Annotated in this window: 15 protein-coding genes and 1 pseudogene; 14 read left to right on the top strand and 2 right to left on the bottom strand. The window is 63.8% G+C overall.

The window, feature by feature from the left end; all coding sequences use genetic code 11:
• Positions 1–84: 84 nt before the first annotated feature.
• The 9 genes and pseudogenes from nadA to AB1781_04815 all read left to right on the top strand — a co-directional run bounded on the left by nadA (position 85) and on the right by AB1781_04815 (position 11,443).
• On the top strand, positions 85–1,104 hold the full coding sequence (nadA, locus tag AB1781_04775; GenBank protein ID MEW5703885.1) for a quinolinate synthase NadA: 1,020 nt from the start codon (positions 85–87) through the stop codon (positions 1,102–1,104).
• Positions 1,105–1,121: 17 nt separating this feature from the next.
• On the top strand, positions 1,122–1,955 hold the full coding sequence (nadC, locus tag AB1781_04780) for a carboxylating nicotinate-nucleotide diphosphorylase (GenBank protein ID MEW5703886.1): 834 nt from the start codon (positions 1,122–1,124) through the stop codon (positions 1,953–1,955).
• A gap of 189 nt (positions 1,956–2,144) precedes the next feature.
• Positions 2,145–3,077, top strand: a pseudogene (gene mdh, locus AB1781_04785) (malate dehydrogenase).
• A 407-nt stretch (positions 3,078–3,484) separates the two neighbouring features.
• Positions 3,485–4,654 (top strand): ADP-forming succinate--CoA ligase subunit beta, encoded by a 1,170-nt coding sequence (sucC, locus tag AB1781_04790; GenBank protein MEW5703887.1) that lies wholly within the window; start codon positions 3,485–3,487, stop codon positions 4,652–4,654.
• A complete protein-coding gene (gene sucD, locus AB1781_04795) occupies positions 4,654–5,529 on the top strand; it encodes a succinate--CoA ligase subunit alpha (protein MEW5703888.1) in 876 nt (291 codons plus the stop codon). The genes sucC and sucD overlap by 1 nt, the downstream gene beginning before the upstream one ends.
• Before the next feature lie 90 nt (positions 5,530–5,619).
• The gene (locus AB1781_04800; protein MEW5703889.1) at positions 5,620–8,454 is read left to right on the top strand and encodes a 2-oxoglutarate dehydrogenase E1 component; all 2,835 of its coding nucleotides are present in this window, start codon (positions 5,620–5,622) and stop codon (positions 8,452–8,454) included.
• A gap of 25 nt (positions 8,455–8,479) precedes the next feature.
• A complete protein-coding gene (odhB, locus tag AB1781_04805; GenBank protein ID MEW5703890.1) occupies positions 8,480–9,724 on the top strand; it encodes a 2-oxoglutarate dehydrogenase complex dihydrolipoyllysine-residue succinyltransferase in 1,245 nt (414 codons plus the stop codon).
• A gap of 30 nt (positions 9,725–9,754) precedes the next feature.
• Positions 9,755–11,167, top strand: coding sequence for a dihydrolipoyl dehydrogenase (lpdA, locus tag AB1781_04810; GenBank protein MEW5703891.1), 1,413 nt, complete (start codon positions 9,755–9,757; stop codon positions 11,165–11,167).
• A gap of 6 nt (positions 11,168–11,173) precedes the next feature.
• Positions 11,174–11,443 carry a hypothetical protein gene (locus AB1781_04815; protein MEW5703892.1) on the top strand — a complete coding sequence of 90 codons (270 nt, stop codon included), beginning with the start codon at positions 11,174–11,176 and terminating at the stop codon, positions 11,441–11,443.
• Here the strand turns inward: AB1781_04815 and AB1781_04820 are convergent.
• The gene (locus tag AB1781_04820) at positions 11,440–12,390 is read right to left on the bottom strand and encodes a tyrosine recombinase XerC (protein ID MEW5703893.1); all 951 of its coding nucleotides are present in this window, start codon (positions 12,388–12,390) and stop codon (positions 11,440–11,442) included. The genes AB1781_04815 and AB1781_04820 overlap by 4 nt on opposite strands.
• A 7-nt stretch (positions 12,391–12,397) precedes the next feature.
• Positions 12,398–13,054, bottom strand: coding sequence for a fructose-6-phosphate aldolase (gene fsa / locus AB1781_04825; protein MEW5703894.1), 657 nt, complete (start codon positions 13,052–13,054; stop codon positions 12,398–12,400).
• A 65-nt stretch (positions 13,055–13,119) separates the two neighbouring features.
• Here fsa and AB1781_04830 point away from each other — a divergent pair, with 65 nt between their 5' ends.
• The 5 genes from AB1781_04830 (at position 13,120) to atpD (ending at position 20,015) form a co-directional block, all read left to right on the top strand.
• Positions 13,120–15,351 (top strand): primosomal protein N', encoded by a 2,232-nt coding sequence (locus tag AB1781_04830; GenBank protein MEW5703895.1) that lies wholly within the window; start codon positions 13,120–13,122, stop codon positions 15,349–15,351.
• Positions 15,352–15,558: 207 nt separating this feature from the next.
• Positions 15,559–16,119, top strand: coding sequence for a F0F1 ATP synthase subunit delta (locus tag AB1781_04835; GenBank protein ID MEW5703896.1), 561 nt, complete (start codon positions 15,559–15,561; stop codon positions 16,117–16,119).
• The gene (gene atpA, locus AB1781_04840) at positions 16,120–17,646 is read left to right on the top strand and encodes a F0F1 ATP synthase subunit alpha (protein ID MEW5703897.1); all 1,527 of its coding nucleotides are present in this window, start codon (positions 16,120–16,122) and stop codon (positions 17,644–17,646) included.
• Between the two features lie 24 nt (positions 17,647–17,670).
• Positions 17,671–18,552 (top strand): F0F1 ATP synthase subunit gamma, encoded by an 882-nt coding sequence (locus AB1781_04845; GenBank protein MEW5703898.1) that lies wholly within the window; start codon positions 17,671–17,673, stop codon positions 18,550–18,552.
• 41 nt (positions 18,553–18,593) lie between these two features.
• Complete coding sequence (gene atpD, locus AB1781_04850) at positions 18,594–20,015, top strand: F0F1 ATP synthase subunit beta (protein ID MEW5703899.1); 1,422 nt, start codon at positions 18,594–18,596, stop codon at positions 20,013–20,015.
• The last annotated feature ends 7 nt before the right edge of the window (positions 20,016–20,022 follow it).

The raw sequence follows: 20,022 nt of genomic DNA on the forward strand, positions 1-20,022 counted from the left end.
AAGCGAACGCGACGGCTAGACGTTATCTATCTGGAAGGGTTTCCGGCCGAAGACTTCCGCCCGGAGAAGAGGCGATCAATCATGATGGCAAGCCGCATCTTGCCTCCGGCGCCCGGCGCGCTGACGGCAAAAGAACTGGACCCGACCCTCGACCTCGAGGCGGAGATCGGCCGTCTGCGCCGCAAACAGAACGCCGTCATCCTTGCCCACTACTACCAGGACGCCGAGATTCAGGACATTGCCGACTTCGTCGGCGATTCGCTCGATCTTTCGCGGCGCGCCGCGGCAACGAAGGCCGATGTGATCGTCTTCTGCGGGGTCCGGTTCATGGCGGAAGTCGCCAAGATCCTGAGCCCGACGCGCACCGTGCTGCTGCCGGACGCCGAGGCCGGCTGTTCGCTGGAAACCTCTTGTCCGCCGGACCTTTTCCGCCAATTCCGCGAGGCCCACCCGGACCATATCGCACTGACCTATATCAACTGCTCGGCCGAGGTGAAGGCCCTTTCCGACATCATCGTCACCTCCTCGAACGCCGAAGCGATCATCCGCCAACTGCCGGAAGACCAGCCCATCCTCTTCGCGCCGGACCGCCACTTGGGCGCTTGGCTCGCCCGCCAGACGGGGCGCGATCTTTTGCTGTGGCCGGGCACCTGCATCGTCCACGAGCAATTCTCCGAACGCGAGCTCGTGCGGCTTAAGGTCCACCACCCGGAAGCCAAGGTCGCCGCCCACCCCGAATGCCCGGAGGCCATCCTGAACCACGCCGATCATATCGGCTCCACGTCTTCCCTCATTCGCTTCGTCCTCGATTCGCCGGCACCAACCTTCATCATCGCGACCGAACCCGGCATCCTCCATCAGATGAAGAAGCGCGCGCCCCACAAGCGCTTCCTCCCCGCACCTGGCATGGACGAAAGCTGCGCGTGCGCGGCTTGCCCGTTCATGGCGCTGAACACGATGGAAAAGCTCTACCTCGCCCTCGCCAACCTGGCGCCCGCGGTCGCGATCTCCGAGGAGCTCCGCCTGGCCGCGGAGAAGCCGATCGCGCGCATGCTCGAGATGTCGCCGATGCCGGAACCCGCGCAGCTTCGCGCGACCGGCTAGACGGCCTCTCCTTACCCATGCAACTGGAAGCCCGGGAAATCGAAGAAATCGTCGAGCGCGTCCTCGTCGAGGACGCCGCCCAGAACGACGTCACCAGCCGGGCGATCGTTCCGGAAGAGGCCGAAATCGCCCTAAACCTGGTCACCCGCGAGCCCACCGTCGTGGCCGGCCTCCCTATCGCTGCGGCGATTTTCCGCCGGATGGCGCCAGAGGCCAAGATCACCGTCTGCGTCGCCGAAGGAGACGAAGTGGCCGCCGGCGCCTGGCTCGCCCGTCTGCAAGGACCGGCGCGCGGACTGCTCGCCGCCGAACGGGCCGCGCTTAACGTCGTGCAACACCTCTCCGGTATCGCCACGCTCACCCGCGCCTATGTCCGGCAAATCGCCGGCACCGGAGTCATGCTCCGCGATACCCGAAAAACGACTCCCGGTCTTCGCCGGCTCGAAAAATACGCCACCTATCTGGGCGGCGCCCAAAATCATCGCCCGGACCTGGCCGGGGGCATTCTCATCAAGGACAACCACCTGGTCATTGCCGGCGGGATTGGAGAAGCGGTGCGTCGCGCCAAGCATGCGAAGGCGGGCGCGGTCGAGGTGGAATGTGAAAATCTTGATCACGTACGGGAAGCAATCGCGGCCGGCGCCGACGTTTTGCTGCTCGACAACATGGGCCTGAAAGCCTTGCGGGCAGCGGTTTCCAGCGTTTCCGGCCGGGCGAAGCTGGAAGCGTCCGGCGGCGTCACGCTCGAGTCCATTCGCGCCATCGCCGAAACCGGAGTCGACTTTATCTCGGTCGGTAAAATTACGCATTCCGCACCCGCCATTGACGTTGGACTCGATCTCGATTTGTGATTCCAACCGACGACGGTCGTAAATGAATCCGAAACGAATTTCATAAACACTTGCACAAACGCTTGCAGAAACTCGCCGTTCGCGCTAAATCCCTCATTGGAATGTGTGAAATGTGCCACGGTCCGAAAAAGGAATCGATTCGAAGGAGCGGCTGAATTGTTCTCGCCGGCGCGCACTTCAAGGTACGATATGGCACGTAACAAAATCGCTTTAATCGGTGCAGGCAACATTGGTGGCACGCTTGCACACCTGGCCGGGCTAAAACAGCTTGGCGACGTCGTGCTCTTCGACGTCGTGGAAGGCGTGCCCCAGGGCAAGGCGCTGGACCTGGCCCAGTCCTCTCCAGTCGAAGGCTTCGACGCCGCCCTCGCCGGCGCGAACGGCTACCAGGCTATCGCCGGCGCGGATGTCGTCATCGTGACGGCAGGCATCCCTAGAAAGCCGGGCATGAGCCGCGACGATCTCGTCGAGGTCAACGCCAAGATCATTTCCGCAGTCGCCGAAGGAATCAAACGGCACTGCCCAAAAGCCTTCGTTATCGTCATCACCAATCCGCTCGACGCGATGGTGGGGCTGATGCAAAAGGCAAGTGGCCTGCCGCCGGAAATGGTGGTCGGCATGGCGGGCGTTCTGGATTCCGCCCGCTTTCGTTATTTCCTCGCCGAAGAGTTCAAGGTTTCGGTCGAGGACGTCTCCGCCTGCGTCCTTGGTGGACATGGAGACGCGATGGTGCCGCTGCCGCGTTATTCGACGGTTGCGGGAATACCGCTCCCCGATCTCGTTAAAATGGGATGGACAACGCGAGAGCGGCTCGACCGTATCGTGCAGCGAACAAGAGACGGCGGTGCAGAAATCGTCGGGCTCCTGAAAACAGGGTCCGCCTTCTACGCCCCCGCCTCATCGGCCATCGCGATGGCCGAATCGTACCTCAGGGATAGGAAGCGCGTATTCCCCTGCGCCGCAAGGCTGAATGGGGAATACGGCGTCCAGGGACTCTATGTCGGAGTTCCCGTTGTAATTGGCGGCAAGGGAGTGGAGCGAGTAATCGAAATAATGCTCAACGCCAGCGAAAAGAAAATGTTTGAGAAATCGGTCGCGGCTGTTCGCGACCTTGTGGAAATTACGGAGGGTATAATGGCAGCGAAAAAGAAAGCAGCGAAAAAGAAAACGGCGAAAAAGAAAACGGCGAAAAAGAAGGCCGCGAAGCGCAAAACCGCGAAGCGGCGTTCGCCCGCGAAACGGAAGACCGCGAAGCGCAAAACCGCGAAGCGCAAAACCGCCAAGAAGAAGACCGCCAAACGCAAAACCGCCAAGAAGAAGGCGGCTCCGAAGCGTCGGCGTCGTAAGGCGGCGAAAAAGGCCTAGCCTTAGCCTATTCGGCGGTTTTGCCGAAACGCCTAGGGTGTCCGCCTGCAAGGGCGGCGCTAGCCAAGCGGGGCGGGGGGTGCCTGGCATCCCTCGCCCCTTTCTTGGCATCTTTCAAGAAAAGCCCCCTAGGTTCGACACATAAGGTTTGACATAGTGGCGGCATGAATATTCACGAATATCAGGCAAAAGGTCTGCTCGCGCGTTACGGCGTCGCCGTGCCGCGCGGAGGTGTTGCCTACACCGGCCAGGAAGCGGAAAACATCGCCACCGAACTTGGCGGCCCCGTCTGGGTCGTCAAGGCGCAGATTCACGCCGGCGGCCGAGGCAAGGGCGGTGGCGTCAAGGTCGTCAAATCCGAAAAAGAGGTCATAAACGCGACCAAGAAAATGCTTGGTTCGCGCCTCGTCACGCATCAGACCGGACCCGAGGGCAAAGAAGTCGAGCGCGTCTATATCGAAGAAGGGTGCGACATCGCGCGCGAACTTTACCTCAGCATGCTGGTGGACCGCGCGAAGGGACAGGTCACGGTGATGGCCTCCACCGAAGGCGGCATGGACATTGAAGAGGTCGCGGCGAAAACACCGAAAAAAATTCACCGGGTTCCCATTGATCCGGTAACCGGCATCCAGCCCTTTCACGCGCGCCGCCTGGCATACGGGCTTGGCCTGCGCGACAAGCAGGTAAGCTCCGCCCAGCGGTTTATCCTTGCAATGTACAAGGCGTTCACGGAGCTCGACGCGAGCTTGATCGAGATCAACCCGCTTGTCGTTACCGGCGCGGGGGAAGTCGTCGCGCTGGATGCAAAAATGAATTTCGATGACAACGCGCTTTTTCGGCACAAGGACATCGAGGAGCTGCGCGACGAGCACGAGGAAGACCCGTCCGAAACCGAAGCATCGCGTCATAACCTGAATTACATCAAGCTCGATGGCAACGTCGGCTGCATGGTGAACGGCGCCGGTCTTGCCATGGCGACGATGGACATCATCAAGCTGCACGGCGGGGAACCCGCGAATTTCCTGGATGTCGGCGGCGGCGCCACGCGCGAGCGCGTCACGACGGCCTTCAAGCTTATTCTGTCGGACCCGAACGTCGAGGGTATTCTCGTCAACATCTTCGGCGGCATCATGCGCTGCGACGTCATCGCGGAAGGCGTCGTTGCGGCCGCCCGCGAGGTCAGCCTGAACGTGCCGCTCGTCGTGCGACTCGAAGGAACGAACGTTGATCTCGGCAAGCAGATCCTCGAACGCTCCGGCCTTCCCATCGTCGCGGCAAGCGACCTCGGGGACGCCGCCCGGAAGATTGTCCAGGCGGTGAAAGAGACAAGCTGATGCCCATTCTTGTCGACAAGAATACGCGAGTCATCTGCCAGGGGTTCACCGGCTCCCAGGGCACCTTCCACTCCGAACAGGCCATCGCCTACGGCACGCGAATGGTGGGGGGCGTTACCCCGAACAAAGGGGGGACGCAGCACCTCGATCTTCCGGTCTTCGATACCGTTGGCGAAGCCGTCGCGGCGACCGAAGCGAACGCCTCGGTCATTTACGTGCCCCCGCCCTTCGCCGCCGACGCCATCCTCGAAGCGATCGACGCCGGCATAGCGATTGTCGTCTGCATCACGGAAGGAATCCCGGTCCTCGACATGGTGCGCGTGAAGCGCGTGCTGCGGGAGACAAAAACACGCCTGATCGGCCCCAACTGCCCCGGTGTCATCACCCCCGGCGAGTGCAAGATCGGCATCATGCCCGGCCACATCCACAAGCGGGGCAGGGTCGGCATCGTCTCGCGTTCGGGCACGCTGACCTACGAGGCCGTCGCCCAAACGACGGCGGCGGGCCTTGGGCAAACGACCTGCGTCGGGATCGGCGGCGACCCGGTCAACGGCACGAACTTCATCGACTGCCTTGAGCTTTTCCTGGACGACCCGGAAACCGAGGGCATCGTCCTGATCGGTGAGATCGGCGGCACCGCGGAAGAGGAAGCGGCAGCCTTCTTCAAGGCGGACAAACGGAAAAAGCCGGTCGTCGGCTTCATCGCAGGGGTCACAGCACCGCCCGGGCGGCGCATGGGGCACGCCGGCGCCATCATATCCGGTGGCAAAGGCACCGCTCACGACAAGATCGAGGCCTTCCGGAGCGCCGGCATCGCGGTCGCCGAATCCCCCGCCGAAATCGGCCGAACGATGCTGAAGACGTTGAAGAAATAGCGCGCGGCATTCTATATTTAGCGAAACGTTAACCAAACCCACCGCATCCTAACTTCCAACAAGAAGCCGGGAGGAAGGCGCTTTCCGATTATGGCTCAAGGCCCTATCGAACCAACGTTTCTTTCCGGCGCCAACGCCGCCTTCGTCGAGGAACTTTTCCGCCGCTACCTGGAAAGCCCGGGGGCGGTTGATCCGAGTTGGCGGTCATTTTTCGACGAGTTGAAGGACGGCACCGGGCCAGGCGACCTTGCCGGCGCCAGCTGGGCGCCAAGGCGCGCCTTCGCACCGGCGCTTGCGGAAAGGCCGGCGCGGCTGGAGGCGCCTTCCGGCGACGTCCGCGCCGCCACCCTCGACAGCATCCGCGCGCTCATGATGATTCGGGCCTTCCGGGTGCGCGGCCACCTGGTCGCCAACCTCGACCCCTTGGGCCTCCAGGAGGAAAAATACCACCCCGAGCTCGACCCCAAATCCTACGGTTTCACCGAGCAAGACTACGACCGCCCGATTTTCATCGACAACGTGCTCGGCATGGAAACGGCAACCGCGCGCGAAATCCTCGACACCCTGCATCAGACCTATTGCGGCAACATCGGCGTCGAATTCATGCATATGCAGGATCCCGAGCAGAAGGCCTGGATCCAGATTCGCGTGGAGAGCGAGCGCAACCAGCCGAGCTTTACCCCGCGCGGCAAGCACGCCATCCTCGAACGCCTGACGGAAGCGGAGATTTTCGAGAACTTCCTGCACGTCAAATACCCGGGCACCAAGCGTTTCGGGCTGGACGGCGGCGAAAGCCTGATCCCGGCGCTCGAGCAGGTCTTGAAACGCGGCGGCCAGCTTGGCGTGAAGGATGTCGTGATCGGCATGCCCCATCGCGGCCGGCTGAACGTGCTGGCCCATGTGCTGAACAAGCCGTTCACGGCGATCTTTTCCGAATTTCAGGGGAACTCCGCCCATTCGGACGACTTCCAGGGTTCGGGCGACGTGAAGTACCACCTCGGCGCTTCGGCCGATCGGCTGTTCGACGAAGAAACCATCCACCTCTCGCTGACCGCGAACCCTTCCCACCTAGAGGCGATCAACCCGGTCGTCCTCGGCAAGACCCGCGCCAAGCAGTTCCAGCGCAAGGACAAGGAGCGCAGCCAGGTGCTGGCCATCCTCATGCACGGGGACGCCGCCTTCGCCGGCCAGGGGCTGGTTCCGGAAAGCCTCGAGCTTGGCGACCTCCAGGGCTATCGCTGCGGCGGCGCCATTCATTTCATCGTCAACAACCAGATCGGCTTCACGACAAGCCCGAAATTCGCACGCGGCACCCCCTACCCGTCCGACATCGCGAAGGGAATCCAGGCGCCGATTTTCCACGTGAACGGGGATAACCCCGAAGCGGTCGTCCACGTCGCCAAGATCGCCACCGAGTTCCGCCAGCAATTCCACAAGGACGTCATCGTTGACATGTTCTGCTACCGCCGCTTCGGTCACAACGAAGCGGACGAGCCCGCCTTCACCCAGCCCTTGATGTACAAGGCGATCGCCAACCATCCCACGACCCGCACGCTTTACACCAGGAAACTGGCGGAGGCAGGCGAGGTGACGGAAAAAGAGGCGAAAGCCGTTTACGACGCCTGCATGGAAAAGCTCGAAACCGACTTCAAGGCGGCGCAACATTACAAGTCGAACAAGGCGGACTGGCTGGAAGGTGCATGGACCGGCTTGGGCCTTGCCACCGAGGGCAAGCGGCGCGGCAAGACCGGGGTGGCGCTGGAAACGCTTCGCGAGGTGGCGCGCGCGCTCGTGAAAGTGCCGGAAGGGCTGAACGCCCACCCGAAGATTCTCCGCCAATTGAAGACCAAACGGAAGATGATCGAAAGCGGCGCGGGCATCGACTGGGGCACGGCCGAGGCGCTGGCCTTCGGCACGCTTCTCGTCGAGGGCTTCCCGGTCCGCCTGAGCGGTCAGGATTCCACGCGCGGCACCTTCTCCCACCGTCACGCCGCCCTCATCGATCAGGAAACGGAAGCGAAACACGTCTTCCTCGAGCACGTCCGGGAAGGCCAGGCGACCTTCGAGGTAATCGACAGCCCGCTTTCGGAAGCCGCCGTGCTCGGCTTCGAATACGGCTACACGATGACCGAGCCGAACGCGCTTGTTCTATGGGAAGCGCAGTTCGGCGACTTCGCGAACGGCGCCCAGGTCATCATCGACCAGTTCCTGGCCTCGGCCGAAAGCAAATGGATGCGGATGTCCGGCATCGTCCTGCTGCTGCCCCACGGCTACGAGGGGCAGGGGCCGGAGCATTCCTCCGCCCGGCTCGAGCGCTATCTGCAGCTTTGCGCCGAAGACAATATGCAGGTCGCAAACTGCACGACGCCGGCGAATTATTTCCATCTCCTGCGCCGCCAGATTCACCGGAACTTCCGGAAGCCGCTCATCGTGATGGCGCCGAAGTCGCTGCTGCGCCACAAGAAGGTCGTATCGACGCTGGAGGAGATGGGCCCCGATTCGACCTTCCACCGCGTGCTGGCGGACCCGGAAAAGCTGGCCGCCGGCGCCAAGGTGAAGCGCGTCGTCCTGTGCGCGGGCAAGATTTATTATGACCTCGAACAGGAACGCGCGAAGCGCAATATCCGCGACGTGGCCCTTGTCCGCATCGAACAGCTTTATCCCTTCCCGGCCGACGCCTTAACGGACGAACTCGTGAAATACCCGAACGCCGAAATCGTCTGGTGTCAGGAGGAACCGAGAAACATGGGCGCCTGGACTTTCCTCGACCGACGGCTCGAAGAAGTTCTGACCGGGGCAAACCACAAGACGAAGCGCCCGGCCTATGTCGGGCGCCCGGAGGCCGCCTCGACGGCGACGGGGCTTTTGCGCCGGCACAACCAGCAACAAGCGGAAATCGTGGACGACGCGTTGACGGTGTCGTAACGGTAGAGGAAATTTCGAGGACAAGATGGCGCAAGAAATCGTAGTTCCGGCCTTGGGCGAGTCGGTGGTGGAAGCAACCGTCGCCAAGTGGTTCAAGGCCGTTGGCGACACGGTCACCGCGGACGAACCCCTGGTCGAACTGGAGACGGACAAGGTCACCCTCGAGGTGCCGGCGCCCGCCTCCGGGCATCTGAGCGAAATCGTCGCCGAGAGCGGCACCGACGTCGCGGTCGGCGCAGTGCTCGGCCGGATCGAAGCCGGAGCCGGCAAGAAGGCCGGGAAGCCGAAGACGGAAGCCAAGACGGAAGCCAAGACGGAAGCCAAGACGGAAAAAAAAGAACAAAAGACGGAAAAGCCGGCGGCGGCGACCGTGCTGACGCCCGCCGTCCGCAAGCTGGTCGCGGAAAACCGGCTGGATGCGTCCGCAATTCCAGCCTCCGGCAAGGACGGGCGGCTCACCAAGGAAGATGTCCTCGCCCATCTCGAAAAGGCCAAGGCCGCACCTCCGCAAGCCAAGGCAGACACGCAAACCAAGGCGCCTGGCTCCGCGCCGACCGGCGAGGCCAAGCCCGGCGCCGAGGAACGCGTCCGCATGTCGCGCCTGCGCAAACGGATCGCCGAGCGGCTGAAGGAAGCCCAGAACACGGCGGCGATGCTTACCACCTTCAACGAGGTGGACATGACCGCCCTGAAGGCGGTCCGCGATGAATACCGCGACGGCTTCGAAAAGAAATACGGCGTCCGCCTCGGTTACATGTCCTTCTTCATCAAGGCCGCGATCGTCGCGCTCAAGGAAATTCCGGAAGTGAACGCCCAGATCGACGGCGACGAGATCGTTTATAAGAACCATTACGACATTGGCGTCGCCGTCGGCTCGCCGCAAGGGCTCGTCGTGCCGGTCCTGCGCAACGCCGACCGTTTGGGTTTTGCCGAAATCGAACAAGGGATCGGCGATTTCGGCGCCAAGGCCCGTGACGGCAAGCTCACGATGGAAGATCTGACCGGCGGCACCTTCACGATCTCGAACGGCGGCGTCTTCGGCTCACTGCTTTCGACGCCGATCCTCAACCCGCCGCAATCGGCCATCCTCGGCATGCATAAGATCCAGGACCGCCCGATGGCCATCGACGGCAAGGTCGAGATCCGGCCGATGATGTACCTGGCGCTAACCTACGATCACCGTCTGGTCGATGGGCGCGAAGCGGTGACGTTCCTCGTCCGCGTCAAGACATGCATCGAGGACCCGAGCCGCCTTTTTCTCGACATCTAAGCGATCAAAAAAAGCGCCAAGAGGAAGCACATGAGCGACAAGCAATTCGACGTGGTGGTGATCGGCGGCGGCCCCGGCGGCTACGTTGCCGCCATCCGCGCCGCCCAGCTTGGGCTCAAGACCGCCTGCGTCGACGCGCGCGGGCCCCTGGGCGGCACCTGCCTCAACGTCGGCTGCATCCCCTCGAAGGCGCTGCTGCATTCGAGCCACTATTTCGAAATGGCGGCCCATGACTTCGCCGGCCACGGTATCCGGACGGGCAAGCTCGGACTCGACCTTCCCGCCATGATGGCGCGCAAGGAAAAGGTCGTGAAGGACCTGACGGGCGGGATCGCCTACCTCTTCAAAAAAAACAAGGTGACCCACTTTCATGGCGTCGGCCGGATCGCGGCGAAGGATACCGTCGTCGTCACGCTTGCCGGCAAGAAAGGGGAAACGACGCTCAAGGCGTCGAACGTCGTGATCGCGACCGGTTCCGTGTCAGCACCCCTGCCGGGCGTCGAAATCGACGAGAAGCGGATCGTCTCCTCGACCGGCGCGCTGGCGCTGCCGAAGGTCCCGAAGCGGCTCGCCGTTATCGGGGCGGGGGTCATCGGGCTTGAGCTTGGTTCCGTCTGGCGGCGGCTTGGCGCGGAGGTAATCGTCCTTGAATACCTCGACCGCATCCTGATGCCGATGGACTTGGGGCTTGCGAAGGAAGCGCAGAAAATCCTTAAGAAACAAGGGATTGACTTCAAGCTGGGCGTCAAGGTAACGGACGCGAAGGTGGCGAAGGACAAGGTCGAACTCGCTTTCGCGCCGGCCAAGGGAGGGCGCCCGGAAACGCTTGCCGCCGACGTCGTCCTCGTCGCGATCGGGCGCAAACCCTATACGGAAGGGCTTGGCCTGGAAGAGGCGCAGGTTGCCCGCGACAAGCAGGGCCGGGTCGAGATCGACGATCATTTCCGGACGAACGTGAAAGGCGTTTACGCCTTGGGCGACGTCGTGCGGGGCCCCATGCTCGCCCACAAGGCCGAGGACGAGGGAATCGCCGTCGCCGAGATCATCGCCGGCCAGGCCGGCCACGTGAACTACGACGCGATTCCAGCCGTCGTCTATACCTGGCCCGAGATCGCCGCCGTCGGCAAAACGGAAGAGGAGCTGAAGGCGGCCGGCGTCCCTTACAACACCGGCCAGTTCCCTTTCCAGGCGAACAGCCGGGGGCGGGCCAACGCCGACACCGACGGCTTCGTGAAGATACTCGCCGACAAGAAGACCGACCGCGTGCAGGGCGTCCACATCGTGGGGCCGGTCGCCGGCGAGCTGATCGCCGAAGCGGCCTTGGCGATCGAGTTCGGCGCCTCGGCGGAAGACATCGCGCGCACCTGCCACGCCCATCCCGGCTTCGGCGAAGCCGTAAAGGAAGCCGCCCTAGCCGTGGCGGGCCGTCCCATCCACTTTTAAGCCGCCGTGGCGGGTCGCCTCAACGATACGGTTGGCCGCTGGCTGCGCCGGATTTTAGGCGTTCTCTTCCTCATTGCCGGCGTGGTCGGGCTTTTCCTTCCCGTGCTGCAGGGTGTTCTGTTCCTTCTGATCGGGACGCTTTTGCTGGCGGGCGATTCGATCTGGGTGCGGCGAAAAATCGCCAGCCTCAGGAAACGCCACCCGAAAACCTATGCGATGTTTCGCAAATGGCAGCGGAAGACGCGCAAAAAAAGCGGGAAGAAGCGGCGTTCCTAGCCCCTGGCTTTCTTCCTGGCCCGCGGGTGCGCCTTCTCGTAAACGACGCGGAGGGCGTTTTCGTCCACTTCGGTATAGCGCTGCGTCGTCGTCAGCGAGGCGTGGCCAAGAAGTTCCTGGATGGCGCGCAAATCCCCGCCGCCAGCAAGCAGATGGGTGGCGAAGCTGTGGCGCAGTGCATGGGGGGTTGCGGTTTCGGGAAGGTTGAGACCGGCGCGCAGGCGGCGCATCTCCTTCTGCACGATGGCGGCCTGCAGGCGTCCGCCCCGGCTGCCCACGAACAGCGGGCCGGCACCCCGCAACGGGAACGGGCAGGCCGCGAGATAATCCGCCACCGCCTGGCGGACGACGTCGAGCACCGGCACGATCCGTTCTTTCCCCCCCTTGCCGGTGACGCGAAGCGCTTCGCCTTCCGGCGCCTGATCGCGGTTCAGCGCAAGCGCTTCGCCGATCCGCAGACCGCAGCCGTAAAGAAGCGTGAGGACGGCGACGTTCCGCTTGGCGACCCACGGCATGGCCGAGCCTGCGGCGGAGGATAAGGTTGCCTTCGCCTCGGCTATGGAAAGCGGCCGCGGCACCGAGCGCGGGAGCCTGGGGCTGCGCAGGTTGGCGATAGCCGGGTTGTGGACAAGCCCGCGCTGATCGAGAAAGCGGAAGAAGCCGCGGACGACGGAAAGGGCGCGCGCGATCGAAACCTTTGCCTTGCCGGTCCCGGCTTCCCGGGCAAGCCAGGCGCGGAAATCGGCTGTCTTGAGGGCACGAAGCGCCGCCAGCCCCGGCCTTTGCCCGAAATGATGCGCCAGGAATTCGAGGAAGGCGGCAAGGTCGCGCCCATAGGCCTTGACCGTATGCGGCGAATAGCGCCGCTCGGCGGCAAGCCAGCCCCGCCAGGCGCGGATGCCGACCTCGAGTTCGGGGTCGGCCGCGGGCGGGGACGGCGTTCCCATCACGCCCTCAAAGGATGGACTGGCCGGTTTTCTGCCAGTCGGCAAGGAAAGTGGCGAGGCCCTGGTCGGTCAACGGGTGCCGAAAAAGCTGCCGCAGCACGCCGGGCGGCACCGTCACGACATGCGCCCCAAGCTTCGCCGCCTGGATCACATGCTGGGGGTGGCGGACGGAGGCGACGAGCACTTCCGTCGTGAAGGTGCTGTAGTTGCGATAGATCTGGCAGATGTCGGCGATCAACCCCATGCCGTCCTCGCCGATGTCGTCGAGGCGACCGACGAAGGGGGAAACGAAACTGGCGCCGGCCTTGGCGGCTAGGATCGCCTGGGCGGGCGAAAAGCAAAGCGTCACGTTCACCATCGCGCCCGCCTCGCGCAAAGCCCGGCAGGCGCGCAGCCCGTCCGGCGTCAGCGGCACCTTGACGGCGATGTTCTTGGCGAGCTTGGCAAGCTTCTGCCCTTCCTGGATCATCGTCGGGTAGTCGGTCGCCGTTACCTCGGCGCTTACCGGGCCGGGCACCACTTTGCAAATTTCCTTCACGACCTCGAAAAAGTCGCCGCCGGACTTGGCGACGAGGGAGGGGTTCGTCGTCACGCCGTCGAGCAGGCCGGAGGCCGCAAGGTCGCGGATTTCTTTTATGTCGGCGGTATCAACGAAAAATTTCATCGCACCCTTGGCAGGCTTGAAAGGTTGGCTGGTTCCCCAAGCGGGGCTTGATTAGAGTGTAGTCCATGCCTTTCGTCGGTGCCAGCGCCCGAACGGTCGAGACGGAAATCCGCGTTCCGGTTCTGCTGCCTTACCGTCTGCCGCACGTCTACGACTACGCCGCAAGCCCCGACCTTGGCCTGCGCCCCGGCGACTACGTGCGGGTGCCCCTGGGCAGGCGCGAGGCGATCGGCGTCGTTTGGGATGGGAATGCGGCGGGTGGCGCGAGCGGCGCGGACCGCACGGGAAAGCGGCCTATCCGACTGAAGCCCGTCGCCGAACGGCTGGAGACGCCGGCCATGCCGGCCGAGCTTCGGGCCTTCGTCGAATGGGTGGCCGGCTACACGATGAGCGCGCCAGGCCTTGTCCTTCGCATGACGATGAGCGCACCGGAGGCGTTGCGGCCGGTAATGCCCGCGATGGGCCTGCGGCGGGCCGCGGACAAGCCCCACGGCCGCCTCACGGCGAAGCGCCAGCGCGTGCTCGACTGCCTGGAGAAATCCGGCAACCTCCCGCTTGCCCGCAAGGCGCTGGCGAAGCAGGCGGGGGTCGGCGAAGCCGTTCTCCGCGGCCTTCTCGAGACCGGCCTCCTCGAGGCAACGCCAATGGCGGAAGCGGCCGCATCCGCGCCGTTCGGCAAGGCAAAGGCGGTAACGCTTTCCAGTGCCCAGCAGGCCGCCGCCGAGGCGCTGGAGGCGGACCTCGACCGCAACGCCTTCGCGGTCAGCCTGCTTGACGGCGTCACCGGGTCCGGCAAGACGGAGGTCTATTTCGAGGCCCTTGACCACGCCGTGCGTCAGGGAAAGCAGGTGCTCGTGCTGCTTCCGGAAATCGCCTTAAGCGCCCAGTGGCTGGAACGCTTCGAGGAACGCTTCGGGCAACGGCCCGCCGTCTGGCATTCGGGCCTCGGCCGCGCCACCCGCCGACACACCTTCCGCCAGGTGGCGGAAGGGAAAGCAAGCGTCGTCGTCGGCGCGCGATCGGCCCTTTTTCTTCCCTTCCCGAAGCTTGGCTTCCTCGTCGTAGACGAGGAGCACGATCCTTCTTACAAACAAGAAGACGGCGTCATCTACCAGGCGCGCGACATGGCGATCGTGCGCGCCAAGCTCGGGAAGCTTCCGATCGTGCTGGCTTCGGCGACGCCATCGATCGAGACGCTCCGCAACGCGACGGGCGGACGCTACCGGCGCCTCCACCTCCCGGACCGCCACGCCGGCGCCGATCTTCCCAGCGTTCGGCTGATCGATCTCCGCCGGGACCCGCCGCCGCGCGGGCATTGGCTGTCGCCCATCTTGCAAAACGCCATCCGGGAGACGCTGGAAAAGGGCGAGCAGGCCATGCTGTTCCTGAACCGGCGCGGCTATGCGCCGCTGACGCTTTGCCGGCGCTGCGGTTACCGTTTCCAATGCCCGGCCTGTACGGCGTGGCTGATCGCGCACAAGCAGGCGGGCCGTCTTCTCTGCCACCACTGCGGCTATTCGGAACCGATGCCCGCCACCTGCCCGGCCTGCGGGGTGGAAGATACCCTGGTTGCGTGCGGGCCCGGCGTCGAACGCCTCAAGGAGGAAGCGGCGGCCCTTTTCCCCCAGGCGCGGACGGCCGTCATGACGAGCGACACGGCGGCCAACCCCGCCGCGGCGGCTGCCATCGTCCGCCGCATGCAGGAAGGCGAGATCGACCTGCTCATCGGGACGCAGATCATGGCGAAGGGCCATCATTTTCCGGCCCTCACCCTGGTCGGCGTCGTGGACGCGGATTTGGGCCTGGCCGGCGGCGACTTGCGGGCCGGCGAGCACTGCTACCAGATGCTGCACCAACTGGCCGGTCGCGCCGGCCGCGAGGCCCGCCCGGGCGCCGCCTACCTCCAGACCCACCTGCCAGAGATGCCGGTCATGCAGGCGCTGGCCAGAGGCGAGCGCGACGCCTTCCTCGAGGCCGAGGCCCGCGGCCGCGAGGCGGAAGGCATGCCCCCCTTTGGCCGCCTGGCCGCCCTTATCCTTTCCGGAACCGAGGCGGCGGCGGTCGAACGCTATGCCCGCCTCTTAAGCCGGGTGGCGCCGGCTGGCGGGGGCGTTCATGTGCTGGGGCCGGCGCCGGCGCCGCTCGCCATGCTGCGGGGGCGCCACCGCTTTCGCCTGCTGGTCAAGGCCGCTTCGGGCGTTCCCATCCAGCGCATCCTGCACCGCTGGCTCGATCCCAGCCCGCCGCCGGCGGGGGTTAAACTGCAGATCGACATCGACCCCTACAGCTTCCTCTGAGCGCCCGTCGAAACCGTGCGAATGGCGCACAAAACTAGGACCTTCGTCGGGTTGCAACGCACCGACCCCTATGGTAGGTATCCGCTGGTTTTTTTCAGGGAGGGGGCCGCGCTTCCGGTGCGGCCGACCGTAGGCCGATCCCCTTTAAAACCAAGGTCGGCAAAAAGGTCTATTCACCCGCGTTAAACGCTTTAAAGGAACTGCCAGGTGTCATCCGAAGCCGCCGGTGTTTCCGGTCTCGCCAATCGCTACGCCACCGCGCTCTTCGAGCTCGCCCATGAGCAGAAGTCGCTCGACGCCGTCGCCGCCGACTTGCGCGCGGTGGAGAAGATGATCGAGGAAAGCGGCGACTTCCATCGGATGGTCCGCAGCCCCGTCCTTTCCCGCGAGGAACAGGCGCGCGCCATCGGCGCGGTCGCCAAGGCGGCCGGCCTTTCCAGCCTGGCCGGAAAGTTCCTGGGCACCCTCGCCAAGAACCGCCGCCTCTTTGCACTGCCCGCCATGATCGGCGCCTTCCGCCGGCTCCTTGCCGATCACCGCGGCGAGGCGTCCGCCACGGTGACGGCGGCAAAGCCCCTGAACGAAGATCAACTGTCCGCCATCCGGCAGGCCTTGAAACAGGCCGTCGGCAAGAACGTCTCCATCCACGCGCGGGTGGACCCGGGCCTGCTTGGCGGACTCATCGTGCAGCTTGGGTCCCGAATGGTGGACAACTCGCTGCGCTCGCAATTGGAACGCCTGAAAATCGTCATGAAGGGAAGCACGTAAATGGAAATCGGGGCCGCGGAAATCTCTGCCATCCTCAAGAAGGAAATCGCCGACTTCGGGACTGAAACCACGGTCAGTGAAGTCGGTCAGGTACTGTCTGTCGGTGACGGGATAGCCCGCGTCTATGGTCTCGACCGGGTCCAGGCCGGCGAAATGGTCGAATTCCCCGGCGGCATCCGCGGCATGGCGTTGAACCTGGAGGCGGACAACGTCGGCGTCGTCATCTTCGGCGACGACCGCGGCATCCGCGAAGGCGACACCGTGAAACGCACCGGACAAATCGTCGAGGTGCCGGTCGGCAAGGGCCTGTTGGGCCGCGTCGTCGACCCCTTGGGCAACCCGCTCGACGGCAAGGGTCCAATTGAGGGAGAGCGCCGCCGCGTGGACGTGAAGGCGCCCGGCATCATCCCGCGCCGTTCCGTGCACGAGCCGATGCAGACGGGGCTGAAGGCGATCGACGCCTTGATTCCGATCGGCCGCGGCCAGCGCGAACTGATCATCGGCGACCGCCAGACAGGCAAAACCGCCATCGCCATCGACGCGATCCTGAACCAGAAGGAAGCGCACGCGGGCAACGACGAGAAAAAGAAACTTTACTGCGTCTACGTCGCCATCGGCCAGAAGCGCTCGACGGTGGCCCAGATCGCCAAGACGCTGGCCGACAACGGCGCGCTTGACTACTCGATCATCGTCGCCGCCACCGCCTCGGAACCGGCGCCGCTTCAGTTCCTTGCTCCCTACGCGGGCTGCGCGATGGGCGAATATTTCCGCGACAACGGCACGCACGCCCTTATCATCTACGACGACCTTTCGAAGCAGGCCGTCGCCTATCGGCAAATGTCGCTTCTTCTGCGTCGGCCGCCGGGACGCGAAGCCTATCCGGGGGACGTTTTCTACCTTCACTCCCGCCTGCTCGAGCGGGCGGCGAAGATGAACGACGACAACGGCGGGGGCTCGCTGACGGCGCTGCCCATCATTGAAACCCAGGCCGGCGACGTTTCCGCCTATATCCCGACCAACGTGATCTCGATCACGGACGGCCAAATCTTCCTGGAGACGAACCTTTTCTACCGGGGCATCCGACCGGCCGTGAACGTCGGCCTTTCCGTGAGCCGCGTCGGCTCCGCCGCCCAGACCAAGGCGATGAAGCAGGTCGCCGGCACGATCAAGCTCGAACTTGCCCAGTACCGCGAAATGGAAGCCTTCGCGCAGTTCGGCTCGGACCTGGACGCGGCGACCCAAAGGCTCTTGAACCGCGGCCGGCGCCTGACCGAGCTTTTGAAGCAGGGCCAGTACTCCCCGCTCGCCGCCGAAGAGCAGGTCGTCGTCATCTTCGCGGGCGTGCGGGGTTATCTCGACGGGATCAACGCCGCCGAGGTGACGCGCTTTGAAGAGTCGCTGCTTTCCGAGATCCGCGCGAAAGGGCAAGACATCCTGAAAGCGATCCGGGAAGAGAAGGTGATCTCCGATAAGACGGGGGCCGAACTTAAGGCCTTCCTCGACAGCTTCAGCAAGACGTTCGCCTAGAACCAACCGATCGGATCGCACGGAATGCCCAGCCTCAAGGACCTTCGCATCCGGATCAACTCCGTTCGCTCGACGCAGAAAATCACGGCGGCGATGAAGATGGTGGCCGCGTCGAGGTTGCGACGCGCCCAGGAACAGACGGAAGCCGCCCGGCCCTATGCCGACCGGATGGAGCGGCTCTGCGGAGCGTTGGCAAAAAGCCTGGAGCATTTCGAGGCGGCACCCAGGCTGCTTACCGGCACCGGCAAGGAAGAAACCCATCTTCTGATCGTCGCCACATCGGACCGCGGGCTTTGCGGCGCCTTCAATTCCTCGATCGTGCGCGCCGCCAGGGCGCGGATTCGCGAGCTTCAAACTGCCGGCAAGACCGTGAAAATTCTTTGCGTCGGGCGCAAGGGGCGCCTGCAGCTTCGGCGGGAATATAGCGGGCTCATCGTCGATTCGATGGAAGAAATCAGCAAACGCCGGTTGCGGTTCCAAGACGCGGAAGGTGTGGCCGAGCGCGTGCTGGCGCTTTTTGAAAAAGGCGAATTCGATGTCGCGACGGTGATCTATAACCGCTTCGCCTCGGCGATCCTGCAAGTCGTCACGCTGCGACAGATCATCCCCTTCCCGGCGCCGGAAGAAGAAAAGGCGGCGGACACGCAAGGCGCTGTCTATGAATACGAACCCGAGGAAGAAGAATTGCTCGGCGAGCTTCTGCCCCAAAATCTGAGCACGCAGGTTTACCGATCGTTGCTCGAGAACGCGGCCAGCGAGCAGGGCGCACGCATGACGGCCATGGACAACGCCACGCGGAACGCGGGCGAACTGATCGACAAACTGACGTTGCACTACAACCGTACGCGCCAGGCGTACATCACGAAGGAACTTATCGAAATCGTGTCCGGCGCCGAAGCGCTGTAAAGATGGGACGCACGGGCGGCTTACCAAGGGAAACGGAAGACATGGCAAAAAAAGTCGGCAAGATCACGCAGGTGTTGGGGGCCGTCGTCGACGTGCAGTTCGACGGCGAACTTCCGCTGATCCTGAACGCGCTCCACTGCGACAACCAGGGCAACCTGCTGGTCCTTGAGGTTGCCCAGCATTTGGGCGAATCGACCCTTCGGACGGTGGCGATGGATACGACGGACGGTCTCGTCCGAGGCCAAGAGGTGACCGACACCGGCGAACCGATCAGCGTGCCGGTGGGGCCGGAGACGCTTGGCCGCATCATGAACGTCATCGGCCAGCCGGTCGACGAGCGCGGCCCGATCAACACCAAGAAAACTTCGCCGATTCACCGGCCGGCGCCTTCCTTCCAGGACCAGTCCACGGAGGCCGAGATCCTCGTCACCGGGATCAAGGTCGTGGATCTGCTGGCCCCTTACGCGAAGGGCGGCAAGATCGGCCTTTTCGGCGGCGCCGGCGTCGGCAAGACCGTCATCATCATGGAGCTTATCAACAACATCGCGAAGGCGCATGGCGGCTATTCCGTCTTTGCCGGCGTCGGCGAGCGCACACGCGAGGGGAACGACCTCTACCACGAGATGATCGAGTCCGGCGTCATCAAGCTCGACGGGGAAGGCTCGAAGGCGGCCCTCGTCTATGGCCAGATGAACGAACCGCCCGGCGCCCGGGCGCGCGTCGGTCTTTCCGGTCTGACGGTCGCCGAATATTTCCGCGACGAGGAAGGCCAAGACGTTCTTTTCTTCGTCGACAACATCTTCCGCTTCACCCAGGCCGGTTCGGAAGTGTCCGCGCTTCTCGGCCGCATCCCGAGCGCGGTCGGATACCAGCCGACGCTGGCTACCGACATGGGCACGCTTCAGGAGCGGATCACCACGACGAAGAAGGGCTCCATCACTTCCGTGCAGGCGATCTACGTGCCGGCGGACGATCTCACGGACCCCGCGCCGGCAACATCGTTTGCGCACTTGGACGCAACCACGGTGCTGTCTCGCCAGATCGCCGAACTTGGCATTTACCCGGCGGTTGACCCGCTGGATTCGACCTCGCGCATGCTGGATCCCCGCATCGTCGGCGAGGCCCACTACGCGGTCGCGCGCGACGTACAGAAAGTCCTGCAAACCTATAAGTCGCTTCAGGACATCATCGCGATTCTCGGCATGGACGAGCTTTCGGAAGAAGACAAGCTGACCGTGACGCGCGCGCGCAAAATCCAGCGCTTTCTTTCCCAGCCCTTCCATGTGGCGGAAATCTTCACTGGAAAACCGGGCGTCTTCGTCAATCTCGAAGACACGATCAAGGGCTTCAGGGGTATCGTCGCCGGCGAATACGACGACCTGCCGGAAGCCGCCTTCTACATGGTCGGCACGATCGAAGAAGCGATCGAAAAATCGAAACAGATGGCCATCGAGGCGGCCTGAGGAAACA

This window comes from Pseudomonadota bacterium (genome assembly GCA_040752895.1).
Lineage (GTDB): Bacteria > Pseudomonadota > Alphaproteobacteria.

What these genes read in the sequence shown, in the direction of transcription:
- nadA (MEW5703885.1), top strand. Translation starts at nt 85, where the DNA reads ATGGCAAGCCGCATCTTGCCTCCGGCGCCCGGCGCGCTGACGGCAAAA.
- nadC (MEW5703886.1), top strand. Translation starts at nt 1,122, where the DNA reads ATGCAACTGGAAGCCCGGGAAATCGAAGAAATCGTCGAGCGCGTCCTC.
- sucC (MEW5703887.1), top strand. Translation starts at nt 3,485, where the DNA reads ATGAATATTCACGAATATCAGGCAAAAGGTCTGCTCGCGCGTTACGGC.
- sucD (MEW5703888.1), top strand. Translation starts at nt 4,654, where the DNA reads ATGCCCATTCTTGTCGACAAGAATACGCGAGTCATCTGCCAGGGGTTC.
- AB1781_04800 (MEW5703889.1), top strand. Translation starts at nt 5,620, where the DNA reads ATGGCTCAAGGCCCTATCGAACCAACGTTTCTTTCCGGCGCCAACGCC.
- odhB (MEW5703890.1), top strand. Translation starts at nt 8,480, where the DNA reads ATGGCGCAAGAAATCGTAGTTCCGGCCTTGGGCGAGTCGGTGGTGGAA.
- lpdA (MEW5703891.1), top strand. Translation starts at nt 9,755, where the DNA reads ATGAGCGACAAGCAATTCGACGTGGTGGTGATCGGCGGCGGCCCCGGC.
- AB1781_04820 (MEW5703893.1), bottom strand. Translation starts at nt 12,390, where the DNA reads ATGGGAACGCCGTCCCCGCCCGCGGCCGACCCCGAACTCGAGGTCGGC.
- fsa (MEW5703894.1), bottom strand. Translation starts at nt 13,054, where the DNA reads ATGAAATTTTTCGTTGATACCGCCGACATAAAAGAAATCCGCGACCTT.
- AB1781_04830 (MEW5703895.1), top strand. Translation starts at nt 13,120, where the DNA reads ATGCCTTTCGTCGGTGCCAGCGCCCGAACGGTCGAGACGGAAATCCGC.
- atpA (MEW5703897.1), top strand. Translation starts at nt 16,120, where the DNA reads ATGGAAATCGGGGCCGCGGAAATCTCTGCCATCCTCAAGAAGGAAATC.
- AB1781_04845 (MEW5703898.1), top strand. Translation starts at nt 17,671, where the DNA reads ATGCCCAGCCTCAAGGACCTTCGCATCCGGATCAACTCCGTTCGCTCG.
- atpD (MEW5703899.1), top strand. Translation starts at nt 18,594, where the DNA reads ATGGCAAAAAAAGTCGGCAAGATCACGCAGGTGTTGGGGGCCGTCGTC.